The organism is Mesobacillus sp. MER 48 (genome assembly GCF_023714225.1).
GTDB lineage: Bacteria > Bacillota > Bacilli > Bacillales > Cytobacillaceae > Mesobacillus > Mesobacillus oceanisediminis_A.
In genome coordinates, this window is record NZ_JAMAUR010000002.1 from 258415 (window position 1) to 271466 (window position 13052).

Annotated in this window: 14 protein-coding genes and 1 riboswitch; of the genes, 13 read left to right on the forward strand and 1 reads right to left on the reverse strand. The window is 42.0% G+C overall.

Translation table 11 applies throughout. The features are described 5' to 3' along the window. The first annotated feature begins 237 nt into the window (after nucleotides 1-237). From M3593_RS07505 to M3593_RS07515, 3 genes are all read left to right on the forward strand, one after another. On the forward strand, nucleotides 238-1143 hold the full coding sequence (locus M3593_RS07505; protein WP_251542272.1) for an ABC transporter permease subunit: 906 nt from the start codon (nucleotides 238-240) through the stop codon (nucleotides 1141-1143). Beyond that, a complete protein-coding gene (locus M3593_RS07510) occupies nucleotides 1136-2047 on the forward strand; it encodes an ABC transporter permease subunit (protein WP_251542271.1) in 912 nt (303 codons plus the stop codon). The genes M3593_RS07505 and M3593_RS07510 overlap by 8 nt, the downstream gene beginning before the upstream one ends. 123 nt (nucleotides 2048-2170) lie before the next feature. Next, nucleotides 2171-2326, forward strand: coding sequence for a hypothetical protein (locus M3593_RS07515; RefSeq protein WP_251542270.1), 156 nt, complete (start codon nucleotides 2171-2173; stop codon nucleotides 2324-2326). 232 nt (nucleotides 2327-2558) lie between these two features. Here M3593_RS07515 and M3593_RS07520 read toward each other — a convergent pair whose 3' ends face one another. Next, nucleotides 2559-3341 (reverse strand): carbon-nitrogen family hydrolase, encoded by a 783-nt coding sequence (locus M3593_RS07520; RefSeq protein WP_251542269.1) that lies wholly within the window; start codon nucleotides 3339-3341, stop codon nucleotides 2559-2561. Between the two features lie 125 nt (nucleotides 3342-3466). On the opposite strand from M3593_RS07520, the gene M3593_RS07525 reads away from it, so the two are divergent. The 10 genes from M3593_RS07525 (at nucleotide 3467) to M3593_RS07570 (ending at nucleotide 12907) form a co-directional block, all read left to right on the forward strand. Then, a complete protein-coding gene (locus M3593_RS07525) occupies nucleotides 3467-4663 on the forward strand; it encodes a pyridoxal phosphate-dependent aminotransferase (protein ID WP_251542268.1) in 1197 nt (398 codons plus the stop codon). 62 nt (nucleotides 4664-4725) lie between these two features. Continuing rightward, nucleotides 4726-4833, forward strand: a riboswitch (SAM riboswitch). A gap of 447 nt (nucleotides 4834-5280) precedes the next feature. After that, nucleotides 5281-6504, forward strand: coding sequence for a 2,3-diketo-5-methylthiopentyl-1-phosphate enolase (gene mtnW / locus M3593_RS07530; RefSeq protein ID WP_251542267.1), 1224 nt, complete (start codon nucleotides 5281-5283; stop codon nucleotides 6502-6504). Beyond that, complete coding sequence (locus M3593_RS07535) at nucleotides 6501-7163, forward strand: 2-hydroxy-3-keto-5-methylthiopentenyl-1-phosphate phosphatase (protein WP_144474671.1); 663 nt, start codon at nucleotides 6501-6503, stop codon at nucleotides 7161-7163. Before mtnW ends, M3593_RS07535 begins: the two co-directional genes overlap by 4 nt. After that, entirely contained in the window at nucleotides 7160-7795 is a 636-nt protein-coding gene (locus M3593_RS07540; RefSeq protein WP_144474672.1) for a methylthioribulose 1-phosphate dehydratase, read from the forward strand. Before M3593_RS07535 ends, M3593_RS07540 begins: the two co-directional genes overlap by 4 nt. Nucleotides 7796-7846: 51 nt before the next feature. Then, a complete protein-coding gene (locus M3593_RS07545) occupies nucleotides 7847-8386 on the forward strand; it encodes a 1,2-dihydroxy-3-keto-5-methylthiopentene dioxygenase (RefSeq protein WP_251542263.1) in 540 nt (179 codons plus the stop codon). Between the two features lie 152 nt (nucleotides 8387-8538). Beyond that, nucleotides 8539-8784 carry an aspartyl-phosphate phosphatase Spo0E family protein gene (locus M3593_RS07550; RefSeq protein ID WP_251542262.1) on the forward strand — a complete coding sequence of 82 codons (246 nt, stop codon included), beginning with the start codon at nucleotides 8539-8541 and terminating at the stop codon, nucleotides 8782-8784. Between the two features lie 670 nt (nucleotides 8785-9454). After that, nucleotides 9455-10282 (forward strand): electron transfer flavoprotein subunit beta/FixA family protein, encoded by an 828-nt coding sequence (locus M3593_RS07555; protein WP_251542260.1) that lies wholly within the window; start codon nucleotides 9455-9457, stop codon nucleotides 10280-10282. A gap of 27 nt (nucleotides 10283-10309) precedes the next feature. Further along, nucleotides 10310-11335 carry an electron transfer flavoprotein subunit alpha/FixB family protein gene (locus tag M3593_RS07560; RefSeq protein WP_144474675.1) on the forward strand — a complete coding sequence of 342 codons (1026 nt, stop codon included), beginning with the start codon at nucleotides 10310-10312 and terminating at the stop codon, nucleotides 11333-11335. Next, nucleotides 11328-12623, forward strand: coding sequence for an FAD-dependent oxidoreductase (locus tag M3593_RS07565; protein ID WP_144474676.1), 1296 nt, complete (start codon nucleotides 11328-11330; stop codon nucleotides 12621-12623). Before M3593_RS07560 ends, M3593_RS07565 begins: the two co-directional genes overlap by 8 nt. After that, a complete protein-coding gene (locus M3593_RS07570; RefSeq protein ID WP_023615122.1) occupies nucleotides 12623-12907 on the forward strand; it encodes a ferredoxin family protein in 285 nt (94 codons plus the stop codon). Before M3593_RS07565 ends, M3593_RS07570 begins: the two co-directional genes overlap by 1 nt. Nucleotides 12908-13052: the final 145 nt, after the last annotated feature.

The window sequence follows — 13052 nt, forward strand, 5'->3', positions numbered from 1 at the left end:
AGCATCTTATCTATCTAACTCAGATAAGGTGCTTTATTCCATTAGACCAGGTTTTAAATAAATATCCTTCCTAGATAAAATAAAGTTATTCATGGTAAAATTATGGAAAGATTTCGAAATATTGTTCTATATTATTAATTAAAAAATGTTACTCGTACAAATTTTTACTGATTTTGGAACTTTATTACGTATTATTCGTATTGAATATTAGTGGAATTTTATGAGAAAGGAGACTAAATGAAGAATTACTTACAGTTTCTTAATTTGTACATATTGTCAAAAGGAATTAAACTCTTCTTGAAAGTGTTATTACTTTTTCTTACCGTACTTATGTTAGCTTCTATGAATTCTCTAATTTACAACCAAAACATTTTGGGGTTTTACCCACTCGAATTTTTGAATACAGTTAAAACTACTTTCGGAAATTTACGCTCATTAAAAGATGGGTTGATACTAATCCCTCACATGGTTAAAACAATTTCCATTTATGATTATTTACCAAAGGCGTATAGCTACTCCATGACAGTGTTGTTTAGCGCATTATTACTTGGTGTTATTTTAGCATTTACTTTTGTTTATATGTACCTTTGGCTCCCTTTGAAAGCTAAAAGGTTAGTTAGAAAGATTATTTCTATCCTCGAAACTTTGCCGGATGTATTTATTATCATGAGCTTTCAGTTCGGAGTAATTTATTTGTATAAAAAGACGGGGCTTAAATTTTTACAAATATATAGTTTGAACACGGAAGTGTACATCATGCCCATTATTTGTCTCATGCTGGTACCTCTTTTTATGCTGATCAGAATCATGATTACTTTGTTCGAAGAAGAATACGAAAAACTGTATGTAAACTTTGCAAGGGCTAAGGGGCTTAGTCAGCTGGAAGTATTCACAAAACATGTAATTAGAAATATTATATATTCTTTTTCACAATATTTATCGCTCATATACTGGATGATGATTACGAGCTTAATTTTAGTAGAATACCTATTTTTGATTGATGGCTTCACATTATTGCTTTATAGGTTTGTTTCACCTGAAATCTTTATCCTTGCCGTCGGTTTGATTCTACTTCCTTATGGCTTAATAATGCTGTTAATTAAACTCATAAGAAGAAAAATCGGGGTACCACAGCATGAATAATTTTAAAAAACCATTGTTGTTAATCATAGGACTATTGCTATTGGTGTTGTTTGTTAGCGTTGTATATTCATCTATTTTTAAAACGGATGCCGAACCCGAACGTATCCGTTATAACGAAAGCGGTGAGGTTATTGGGAAGGCTCCATTCCCACCTTCTTTAACTCATCCATTAGGAACTGATAAAGTTGGAAACGACCTTGCTGTTAGAATGATAGAAGGTGCCAAATATACAATCCTTTTTATTACCGGAGTTTCATTCTTAAGAATTTTAGTCAGCTTGATAATAGCTTATTTTCTCGTTTTTCCATTTAAAAGAATAAGTGAATGGGTTGAAACGGTCTTCATTCCTTTTAAATATATACCTGGCCTTATCTTAGTGCTGCTCTTATCTCCTGATTTAAAAGAAGCAATTGTTCAAATGGGTTTCTGGAAAGTCATCCTGTATCAGTTTTTCCTGTTTGTTTTCATTGGGATCCCAATACTCTCTGCTGTACTGACAAAAGAATCTCGTAATGTATTGAAAAATGAATACATTGAAGCTTCCAATCAATTAGGGGCAAGCAGTTGGCGTATTTATACTAAGCACATTATCCCGGTTTTAAAAGACAGGCTTATCGTTACATTTCTTCAGCAATTATCTATCAACTTGTTGTTGCTTATTCAATTAGGGGTTTTTCAATACTTTATCGGTGGATCCAAGCCAGGAAACATTGCAGCAGCAGAAGAAGTAGTTCCAAAGTATTTGTCTGAATCAGGTGAATGGGCAGGCATGATAGGTCAAGGAAAGGATGAATTCTTGACTGCACCCTGGACCTTCTTTGGTCCGCTGTTAATATCAGTATTTTTCTTGATTTTGATTAAATCACTTGTGAACAAGATTGAAGATGCTAACCGAAAAATATAATTAAAGAAGGGTTGAAGTGTGCTAAGTAATAGACGTTACATTTTCATAATTTCTTTATGAACGAACGGTTTAGTATAAACAAACTTTTTGGACTCATTTGAGTAAGAAAGGGGTCGATCCTTTTTGAATTTAGATTACAAAAAGAAAAAAATCCAAAAGGATTACCATAGGGAAGTTAGCAAAAAAATGGACGAAAAAAAAGAACCTATTTGGGTAAATGTTGTATCAATTATTGTGATTGTTAGCTTTATTTTACATCTCTATATTGATTGGTTATAAATACAAGCAACAATTCAACCATTTTTTTGAAAAGACACCCTTAAACAAAAAGGTTGAATTGTTGAATAAGAATGTTAATTTTTCGGCTGTGAAAATACAATTAATCAGAAAAAAGGCGTGTCAAAACTGATGTCAGTTTACACGCCATTTTCATTGTCATTTAAAATATATGCACCCTAAAACGGAACGGTTTAGGGCTTTTCCCAGGCGGTTTTTTTGCTGGATATATGCATTAATACAGTTCAGGCCGCCTGTCTGCAAAAATAGGGATTTTGCTCCTCGCCTCTTTAACCTGATCAAGATCGATTTCTGCGAACAGGATCTCCTCGCCTTCCCCGCCTTCAGCGATCACGTCACCCCAGGGACCGATGATCATTGAATGGCCCGCAAATGTATTGTTAGGATCCGCTCCGGCGCGGTTGCAGGCAATGACAAAACATTGGTTTTCAATGGCACGGGCAATAAGCAAAGCGCGCCAGTGTTCAAGCCGCTGGATAGGCCATTCTGCGACAATGAAGAGTGCTTCAACATCTTGAAGGGCATGGGCACGCACCCATTCCGGGAAGCGGATGTCATAGCAAATCAGCCCGGCGAAACTATGTCCGTCCAAAGAGAACAAGCCTTTTTCTTTCCCAGCAGCGAGGTATAAGTGCTCATCCATAAGCTGGAACAGGTGAAGCTTACTGTATTTTCCGGCAAAATTACCATTCTTGTTATAAATGAGCATTGTATTTTCAATGCCAGCTTCTGTTTTGTTGGCAACGGAACCGCCAATAAAATGGGTTTGGTGCTTCACAGCTGCTTCATGGAAAAAAACTCTGGCCTTCTGTGCTTCTTCTTCGGCTGTGCCATCCAAATTGGCCAGATCGTATCCGGTTGTCCATAGTTCAGGAAGGACCATGATATCTGGATTATGAGAACTTGCCCGGTCAATCATAAGGGATGCAGCAGCGTAGTTTTTTTCAGGGTTTCCGAATGCTATATCCATCTGCAAGCATGCAATCTTGAATTTCATATAAAGTCACCGCCATAGTTTCTGAAAATTATATCTTTACAAGTTACTATTTACGTTATATCATTTGTGACTAGAATTTCAAATTAAAAAATTTAAAATTAATAAATAATTAAGCAGGTGAGAGAATGGAGTTCGAACAATCTGAGTTATTGAAAAGCCTGCCCAGACAATTTTTTGCTTCGCTCGTGCAAAAGGTGGGCACATATACCGAAAAAGGGGCTGATGTCATCAATCTCGGACAGGGGAATCCTGACCAGCCTACCCCGGAACATATTGTGGACACATTAAAAACAGCTGCCGAAAATCCTCTGAACCATAAGTATTCACCATTCCGTGGATTTCGGTATTTAAAAGAAGCGGCAGCTGAGTTTTATAAAAGGGAATATGGCGTCGATCTTGATCCTGAAGAGGAAATTGCCATCTTGTTTGGCGGCAAGGCTGGACTGGTCGAAATTCCTCAATGCTTGTTGAACCCTGGAGACTCGATCCTTGTTCCAGATCCTGGCTATCCTGACTACTGGTCAGGAGTCGAGCTGGCAAGGGCAGAAATGATAAAAATGCCGCTGAGAGAAGAAAATGGCTTCCTTCCTGACTACACCGAGTTAGGCTCCGAAGAACTCGCCCAGGCGAAATTGATGTTCTTGAATTATCCTAATAATCCCACTGGAGCGATTGCGGATCAAGCATTCTTTGACCAGACAATCGATCTTGCACAAAAACATAATATATGTGTTGTCCACGATTTTGCTTATGGGGCGGTTGGCTTTGACGGAAAACGCCCATATAGCTTTCTGCAGTCAAAGGGTTCCAAGGATATAGGCATCGAGATTTATACTTTATCGAAGACGTATAATATGGCCGGATGGCGAGTGGGTTTTGCAGCTGGCAACAAGAGTGTGATTGCTGCAATTAATTTACTCCAGGACCATATGTACGTCAGTTTGTTTGGTGCGATCCAGGAGGCTGCTGCCGAAGCGTTGCTTGGATCACAGGAATGTGTAGCAGAATTGAATGACTTGTATGAATCAAGAAGAAACATACTCATTGACGGTTTGACAGGTATTGGCTGGAAGGTCACTGCACCCAAAGGGTCTTTTTTTGCCTGGCTTAAGATACCCGAAGGATTCACCTCATCCGTTGATTTTGCTGACTTTCTTCTGGAAAAAGCCCATATTGCCGTTGCACCTGGAATTGGGTTTGGCGAGTATGGTGAAGGCTATGTTCGGGTAGGCTTGCTCACTTCTGAAAAGAGATTGAAGGAAGCAGTCAGCAGAATCGAAAGCTTAGGAATTTTCAAAAAAGATATTGACAATGATTTGTGAACCTGACATAATCCTAATTAATAAATTCACTTTAACCAATTAAATAACTTAATTAAATTATTTTCTTATCAAGAGCAGGCGGAGGGACGAGCCCGATGAAGCCCGGCAACCGATCCAGCATAATGCTGGGCACGGTGCTAATTCTTGCAGCGAAAGCTGAAAGATAAGAAGAGTTTAGTGAACGTCCTAACCTCTTCTTTGTGAAGAGGTTTTTTTAATGCTTTTTACAATTTGATTGGCTCCAGTGCCCAGCCCTCGAGACGCTTGGCTAGCTGCGGCTCCTAACTCCTCGAGACGTTTCGGTCCTGCCAATGAAGTCAAAGAACGACTTCACTGTCAGGCCCTCCAACGCTTGTCGGAGTTGGGCAGTCGCCTTCGCTTTTCGAATTATCTAGTGTCGCCTCCTGGAAACTCCGAAACTTCAACTCCGCCGGCAGAAGCAAAAAGCGCTTCTTTATCGGAGTCTCCAGTTTCTGCGTTTCTGGGCAGTCAGCTATACTTTTCGATTTCGATACTGGGCAATGAATTCAAAGAACGGCTTCACTGCCTGGCCCTCCAGCGCTTGTCGGAGCTGGATAAGGCGCTATCGATTTTCTAACTGAAAGGAATTGATTTTCATGAGTGAAATTACAGCAACTTACATAGTCCATGACGCTAAGCATAACCCAGAGAAAAAAGCAGAGGGAATAGCACTTGGTTTGACAGTAGGATCCTGGACAGATTTGCCGGAATTGGACCAAAAACAATTAAAAAAGCATAAGGGAAGAGTGGTTTCGGTCGAAGGCAGTGGCCTGGACGCAAATTCTGATACCGTGGCGACCATTAAGATCGCTTATCCGGCTATCAATTTTTCTCCAGACTTGCCGGCAATTCTTACAACGGTTTTTGGCAAGCTATCGCTCGACGGAAAAATAAAGCTGGTCGATCTCGAATTCGGAGATCAATTGAAAAAAACTTTTCCAGGTCCCCGATTCGGGATTGAAGGAATCCGCAATAAGCTGGGTGTTTATGACAGGCCATTGCTTATGAGTATCTTCAAAGGAGTGATCGGCCGCGACCTTCCATTCCTGTTAAAACAATTGAAAGAACAAAGTCTTGGCGGAGTCGACCTGATCAAGGATGACGAAATCTTGTTTGAAAATGAGCTTGCTCCTTTTGAAAAACGAATCATGTCAGGAAAACAGGTCCTTGAAGAAGTCTATCAAACTACCGGTCACAGAACGCTTTATGCTGCCAATCTGACGGGCAGAACGACCCAGCTGAAAGACAAGGCGAGAAAAGCAGCTGAGTTGGGAGCGGACGCATTGCTGTTCAATGTTTTTGCCTACGGACTTGATGTACTGCAGGAGCTAAGGGAAGATGATGAGATTGGCATTCCGATCATGGCGCATCCCGCGGTAAGCGGTGCGTTTACAGCAGCGGATGAATATGGTTTTTCCCATTCTTTGCTGCTCGGGAAGCTTCTACGCTATGCTGGTGCAGATTTCTCCCTGTTTCCATCTCCTTATGGCAGTGTCGCCCTTGAAAAACAGCAGGCTCTTTCGATCGCTGAGGCATTGACTGCCGAGGACCAATTCAAGAGAACATTCCCTGTCCCATCCGCTGGTATCCATCCGGGAATGGTTCCCCTTCTTATCGAGGATTTCGGACTGGATTCGATCATCAATGCTGGCGGCGGTGTTCATGGACATCCCGGGGGAGCACAGGGAGGCGGAAAAGCTTTCAGGCAGGCGATCGACACAGTGCTTAAAGGTAAAACGCTCGAGGAAGGTGCTCATGAATTCAATGAGTTGAGGGCAGCAATCGAACTTTGGGGTTTGGCTAAGGCGGTGGCAAAATGAGCCACCCAGTCATTTTCTGTGACTTTGATGGTACAGTGACCGAAAAGGATAACATTATAGCCATCATGAACCGGTTTGCTCCAGATGGGTGGGAAGAACTGAAGGAAGGAGTGCTGAATCGTACGATTTCCATCAGGGAAGGAGTCGGGAAAATGTTCTCCCTCCTTCCAGTCAGCCTGAAGGAGGAAATAATAGAGTTTGCCTTGAAAAATGCGAGAATTCGTCCCGGGTTCCAGGATTTCCTTGATTTTGCGAGAGAGGAGGGGATTCCTGTCTATATTGTCAGCGGCGGGATTGACTTTTTCATTGAACCGATCATCAAATCATTCGGGCCGATTGAAGGCATTTTTTGCAATGGCTCAGATTTCTCAGGTGAATCAATAAAAATTGAATGGCCAAACAGCTGTGATGATCAATGTTCAAATGATTGCGGTTGTTGCAAGCCAACCATCATGAGGAATCTGGATCAGGACGGAATCTATAAAATCGTCATCGGTGATTCCGTGACCGACCTCGAAGCAGCCAAACAGGCAGATTATGTGTTTGCGAGAGATTATTTAAAAGATAAATGCGAAGAATGGAAGATTCCATATACACCTTTTGAGACATTCCATGATTGTATTGAAGCTCTTAAAATTCAGACAGGGGTGAGAGGATGAGCATTTTAGAATCAAAATGGGAAGAGCTGGCTGATGTGAAAGCCGAATTAGCAGAGCGGGATTGGTTCATGGGAACAAGCGGGAACCTGGCGATTAAAGTGGAGAGCGACCCGGTGCAATTCCTTGTGACAGCAAGCGGGAAAGATAAGCGGAAGCGGACGGATGAGGACTTCTTACTTGTTGACCAATATGGTCGGCCGGCAGAGGAAACACACTTAAAGCCTTCTGCTGAAACCCTCCTTCATGTGGAGGTCTATAAGAAGACCAATGCAGGCTGCAGCCTGCATGTCCATACCATTGACAATAATGTGATTTCCGAGGTGTATGGTGACAGGGGGGAGGTTCAATTCAAAGGACAAGAATTGATTAAGGCATTTGATCTTTGGGAGGAAGATGCTGTTCTCAAAATTCCCATTATTCCAAATTATGCTCATATCCCAACGCTTGCTAAGGCATTTTCCGAACACGTAAAAGGGGATACTGGAGCCGTTCTGATTCGCAATCATGGTGTTACCGTCTGGGGCAGAAGTGCCTTCGAAGCCAAGAAAATCCTCGAAGCGACGGAGTTTTTGTTCCGTTATCAATTGAGACTGCTCGAGCATAAACCATTCCAGCTGTTCAAAGTAGTTTAAATGAATTATTAAAATTATTTACAAAGCGACTTAAATAAAGGAGAGATTCAGATGGCATACATTGTTAAGCAGAACACACAGGAAAGAATCATTGAGGAACAACAGGTAGAAGCATTCCTGAATTCACAGGAAGTCATTTATGAAAAATGGGAGATCAATAAGCTGCCAGCTAGCCTTCAGGAAAAATTCCTGTTATCTGATGAACAAAAGCAGCAGATCCTTGATGTATTCAAGGCTGAAATCGATGATATTTCAGCGCGTCGCGGTTATAAAGCACAGGATGTCATTTCGCTGTCAGATCATACACCAAATCTTGACCAGCTGCTTGCGAATTTCAAGCAGGAGCACCACCATACAGATGATGAAGTAAGGTTCATTGTCAGCGGGCATGGTGTATTCGTTATACAGGGAAAAGACGGTGAATTCTTTGAAGTATTCCTGAATCCGGGGGATTTAATCTCTGTTCCTGAAAATATCCGCCACTACTTTACGCTTCAGGAAGACCGCCAGGTGGTAGCAGTCAGGATTTTCGTTACCACTGAGGGCTGGGTGCCGATTTACGAAAATGATAAAGTAAGCCAGTCACAATAAGAAGTCGCAAACTTTGTCGAAGAAAAAAATTTCGGGAATGAAAATTGTCTTATTTTGCGATTCTATTTACATTCATCAAAGCATTTGCAATAATTCTTCAAGTAATCTATTTATTTTATTAAGCAATTAAAGTAGTAGAGGAGATTTTAGAAGTGTATCAAACGCAAAATGCTTTATTGAAAGAAATTGATCGCGTCCGGGAATTGATGATCACTGCTGCACTGGAAACTGGATATACAAGTAATGAAACAGTGCGACACAGCCAGGAACTTGACACCTTGATTTATGAATATCAGGCATTGTGCAAGGAGACAGAAGTGCAACGGCAAAAAACAAAAATCCTCTTCAGACAGATAATCTTGCTTACCAAGAAACAATATATTTTGTCACATGCTTAAATGTTCAGATTAAAAGCCACTGCTGGCCCATGGCGGTGGCTATTATATTTAGGCAATTCCCCCCCTTATAAGCATCTAAGTATATCTCCGTTCAAGGAAATCCACTAATAACATTGACAGAACCAAAAATATGTAACAATTTGCTCAAAATTTCACGATAATATGACTTTGTGTGATTTTTATCATATTTTTATAAGCTTATTTTATATATTTTTAACATAGAAAGGTTTATATCATCAAATTCAATTTACCCCAACATCATGTTGATTTCAGCGGATTACCATTTTATCGATTTGGTTCAATGATCGATGCTCATCCAAGTTTTTTCAACCTCAAATTTTACTATCAATATCATCTTTGTTTTTCACTTTTTTAATTGTTGGTACTATGCTTGTAATGCGATTCATATATCGTACTACAAAGCATTTTATTTTTATAAGGCCTTGAAAGGATGTTTCCTCATAGAGAGAAGAAATCTGTCAACATGGCCGTTTTATAAATAGTTGTTTTCTGAAGTACTCGTTCTTTCTAATCACGATTGACGATACAGAAGAGTGAAGGACCTAATATTGTCCCTCTCTTTCAAGAAGAACGGCCTATATAGGAAAACAGCTAAAAGTAACCGCTTACAATTTAATAGTTTTTCAATCCAAGGAGGGGAAAAGAGAGTATGCACATTGTCGTATGTGTCAAGCAAGTGCCCGATACTAAGATCATTAAAATCAATCCCAAGACGAATACTCTGGACAGAAGGAGTGCACCTGCGATATTGAATCCTTATGATGCCCATGCTGTACAGGAAGCGGTCAAAATCAGGGATAAAACAGGTGGAACGATTTCTGTTTTGTCCATGGGACCGCCACAGGCAGTTGCCGTCATCAAGAAAAGCGTTGAAATTGGCGCGGACCAGGGTTACTTGATCTCTGACAGAGCGTTCGCGGGTGCGGATACACTTGCTACAAGCTATGCTCTTTCCAAAGCGCTCGAAAAAATTTCAAAGAATAACCCGATTGACCTTGTCATCTGCGGAAAGCACGCAATTGATGGCGACACAGGACAAGTAGGACCGGGTATCGCCCGTCGTCTTGATATACCGCCAATCACAAATGTTATAGAAGTTTCAGAGGTTAATAAGGATGAAAAATATGTTCATATCAAACGGAAGCAAATCGATGGTTATGAGGTACTTCAATCGCAGCTTCCTTGTTTGCTGACAGTTGAAAAAGAGATTAATGACATCGAATATGCACCGATGCCTAACATGATCAAGGCTGCACGCTATGAACCTGTAATATGGTCAGTGAATGACCTCGAGGATGTGGATAAAACACAGCTTGGCTTAAAGGGATCTCCAACCATCGTAGGCAAGATGTTCAGCCCTCCTAAACTGGAAGGCGGAAAAAGACTGGAAGGAAACCCGGATTCTCAAGTAGAACAGCTGATGGGAGTCTTGCTGGAACGAAAAGATTTATTGAAATTAAATACAGCCAACTCTTGATTCCGAATTTGAAGGGGGAATAAAAGGATGCAAGAAAACCAGGGAGTCTGGGTATTCATTGAAGTAAATGACGGAAAAATCGAAGGTGTTTCGCTGGAATTACTGGGTGCCGGCAGAAAGCTTGCAGACAAGCTGGAGGTTCCGCTTGCTGGTGTGATGCTCGGCGAGGGTGTTATGCCTTTGGCAAACGAAGTGATTTATGCTGGGGCAGACCAGGTATATGTGGTCGATCATCCAGTCCTGAAAGATTACCGGACTGAGTCGTTTATGAAAGGTGTTTGTATACTCGCAGAAAAATATAAACCCGAGATTTTCCTTTATGGTGCGACACCAAATGGAAAGGACCTGGCCAGTGCAGTTGCAACTGATTTAAGCACAGGGTTGACTGCAGATACGACAATGCTTGACGTTGATGTGGAGAAAAGGCTGCTCGAGGCAAGCCGTCCGGCATTTGGCGGAAATATCATGGCCACGATCCTTTGCAAAAAACACCGGCCGCAAATGGCGACCGTAAGACCGAAAGTCATGAAGGCCCTGGAAGCTGATACAGGCCGAAAGGGAGTCATCATTGAGGAAGAGCTGGAGCTTAGGGAAGAGGATATGCGCACAAAAGTGCTTAAAATTGTGAAGGACGTAACAAAAAAGGCAAGCCTGGCGGAAGCTCATGTCATCGTGGCAGGTGGAAAAGGAATGGGCGATATCCAGGGATTCCAGCTGATTCATGAACTGGCCGAAGTCATCGGCGCAAGCGTCGGAGGAACAAGGGATGTTGTTGAAGCAGGCTGGCTTAAGCATGAACAGCAGGTCGGGCAGACGGGAGAGACCGTCACACCAAAAATTTACTTTGCAATCGGGATATCTGGAGCGATCCAGCATGTGGAGGGCATGAAAAACTCCGAATTGATCATCGCAATCAACAAAGACCCGAATGCACCGATTTTCGATGTCGCCACATACGGCATAGTGGGTGATGCATTGGAAATTATTCCAAAGCTGATCAAACAGTTCAAAGAGCTCAGCAAAGAGAAGGGCGGGGAAATGAGCTATGTCTGAAAAATTTGATGTAATCGTCGTAGGAGCCGGCCCTGCTGGAACATCATGTGCCTACAACTGTGCAAAAAACGGATTGAAAACATTGTTGATTGAACGTGGGGAATATCCAGGCTCAAAGAACGTTATGGGAGGAGTTCTTTACCGTAAACAGATGGAAGACATCATTCCCGAGTTCTGGAAGGAAGCACCGCTGGAAAGACCAGTCGTTGAACAGCGGTTCTGGATGATGGATAAAGAATCAGTTGTCCAGTTTGGTTACAAAGGTCTCGAATGGGCGGTCGAACCATATAATAACTTTACAGTACTGCGGGCACATTTTGACCAATGGTTCGCACAGAAAGCTGTCGAACAAGGGGTATTATTGATAAATGAAACAGTTGTTACGGAATGTATCGTTGAAAACGGTAAAGTGATAGGCGTAAGGACCGATCGTCCAGATGGAGAAGTGTTTGCAGATGTTGTCGTGCTGGCAGACGGGGTTAATTCCCTGCTTTCCAAGCAGCTGGGCTTCCATAGGGAATTCCGGCCTGACGAGGTGGCCCTGACGGTGATGGAAGTCATCAATCTTCCGAAGGACAAAATCAATGAACGCTTCAATCTTGAAGGAAATCATGGAACGACTATTGAGATTTTCGGGGATTCTACACAAGGCAATCTGGGCACTGCCTTCCTTTATACGAACAAAGAAAGCTTGAATATCGGGGTAGGAACGACACTTTCAAGTATGATCAAAGCAAAGCTTAAGCCATATGAGCTGCTGGATTATCTGAAAAAGCATCCAATGGTCCGTCCATATCTGGAGGGAGGAGAATCGGCGGAATATCTCGCCCACTTGATTCCTGAGGGTGGATTCCATTCTGTTCCGAGAGTTGCCGGAAACGGGGTGCTTGTCGTAGGGGATGCTGCCCAGCTTGTCAATGCAATTCACCGTGAGGGTTCCAATATGGCGATGGCTTCGGGACAAATGGCTGCAGAAGCGATCGTTGAGGCCAAGAAAGATGGCGACTTCAGTGAGCGCAGCCTGAATCGCTATAAGGAAGCATTATTTGGAAGTTTCATCATTAAAGACCTTGAAAAGTATAAGGATGCGGCACATACCTTCGAGACATACCCGCAATATTTCAAGGAATATCTGCCAATGATGAACAAAGCGATGAGCAAATTCTTTACAGTGGATGGGACACCAAAGAGAGAGAAGCAAAAAGAAATCATGCGAAGTGTAACGGCCGAAAAAGGAACCTTTAAGGTAATGCAAGATATCTATCGTGCCTGGAAGGCGGTGAAATAATGTCAACAACAAACATCGAGGAAAAACAATTTCTTTTAAGGTTTAAGTGTGACACGAAATCGCATCTTACCGTACTTGACCATGACGTCTGCATGACACAGTGCCCTGATAAACTTTGCACCGTATTCTGCCCGGCTGAGGTTTATAAATGGGAAGGAAAAAGGATGCAGGTAGGCTATGAAGGCTGCCATGAATGCGGCAGCTGCCGGATCGGCTGCCCGTACCAGAACATCAAATGGGAATATCCAAAAGGCGGCCACGGAATCGTATTCAGGCTCGCGTGATATAGAATAAGTAAAAGCTGGCGATTGAACTTTCATGGTCGCCAGCTTTTTGCTTTTTTATTTGGCTTGGGTACTTAGGGAACTTTGAAGAAGAGAAAGGAATATTGGTAATCAAAGTATTGGTATTGTCATTCAATAGGGGGAG

What these genes read in the sequence shown, in the direction of transcription:
- M3593_RS07540 (WP_144474672.1), top strand. Translation starts at nt 7,160, where the DNA reads ATGAGCATTTTAGAATCAAAATGGGAAGAGCTGGCTGATGTGAAAGCC.
- M3593_RS07545 (WP_251542263.1), top strand. Translation starts at nt 7,847, where the DNA reads ATGGCATACATTGTTAAGCAGAACACACAGGAAAGAATCATTGAGGAA.
- M3593_RS07505 (WP_251542272.1), top strand. Translation starts at nt 238, where the DNA reads ATGAAGAATTACTTACAGTTTCTTAATTTGTACATATTGTCAAAAGGA.
- M3593_RS07520 (WP_251542269.1), bottom strand. Translation starts at nt 3,341, where the DNA reads ATGAAATTCAAGATTGCATGCTTGCAGATGGATATAGCATTCGGAAAC.
- mtnW (WP_251542267.1), top strand. Translation starts at nt 5,281, where the DNA reads ATGAGTGAAATTACAGCAACTTACATAGTCCATGACGCTAAGCATAAC.
- M3593_RS07570 (WP_023615122.1), top strand. Translation starts at nt 12,623, where the DNA reads ATGTCAACAACAAACATCGAGGAAAAACAATTTCTTTTAAGGTTTAAG.
- M3593_RS07510 (WP_251542271.1), top strand. Translation starts at nt 1,136, where the DNA reads ATGAATAATTTTAAAAAACCATTGTTGTTAATCATAGGACTATTGCTA.
- M3593_RS07560 (WP_144474675.1), top strand. Translation starts at nt 10,310, where the DNA reads ATGCAAGAAAACCAGGGAGTCTGGGTATTCATTGAAGTAAATGACGGA.
- M3593_RS07525 (WP_251542268.1), top strand. Translation starts at nt 3,467, where the DNA reads ATGGAGTTCGAACAATCTGAGTTATTGAAAAGCCTGCCCAGACAATTT.
- M3593_RS07555 (WP_251542260.1), top strand. Translation starts at nt 9,455, where the DNA reads ATGCACATTGTCGTATGTGTCAAGCAAGTGCCCGATACTAAGATCATT.
- M3593_RS07565 (WP_144474676.1), top strand. Translation starts at nt 11,328, where the DNA reads ATGTCTGAAAAATTTGATGTAATCGTCGTAGGAGCCGGCCCTGCTGGA.
- M3593_RS07535 (WP_144474671.1), top strand. Translation starts at nt 6,501, where the DNA reads ATGAGCCACCCAGTCATTTTCTGTGACTTTGATGGTACAGTGACCGAA.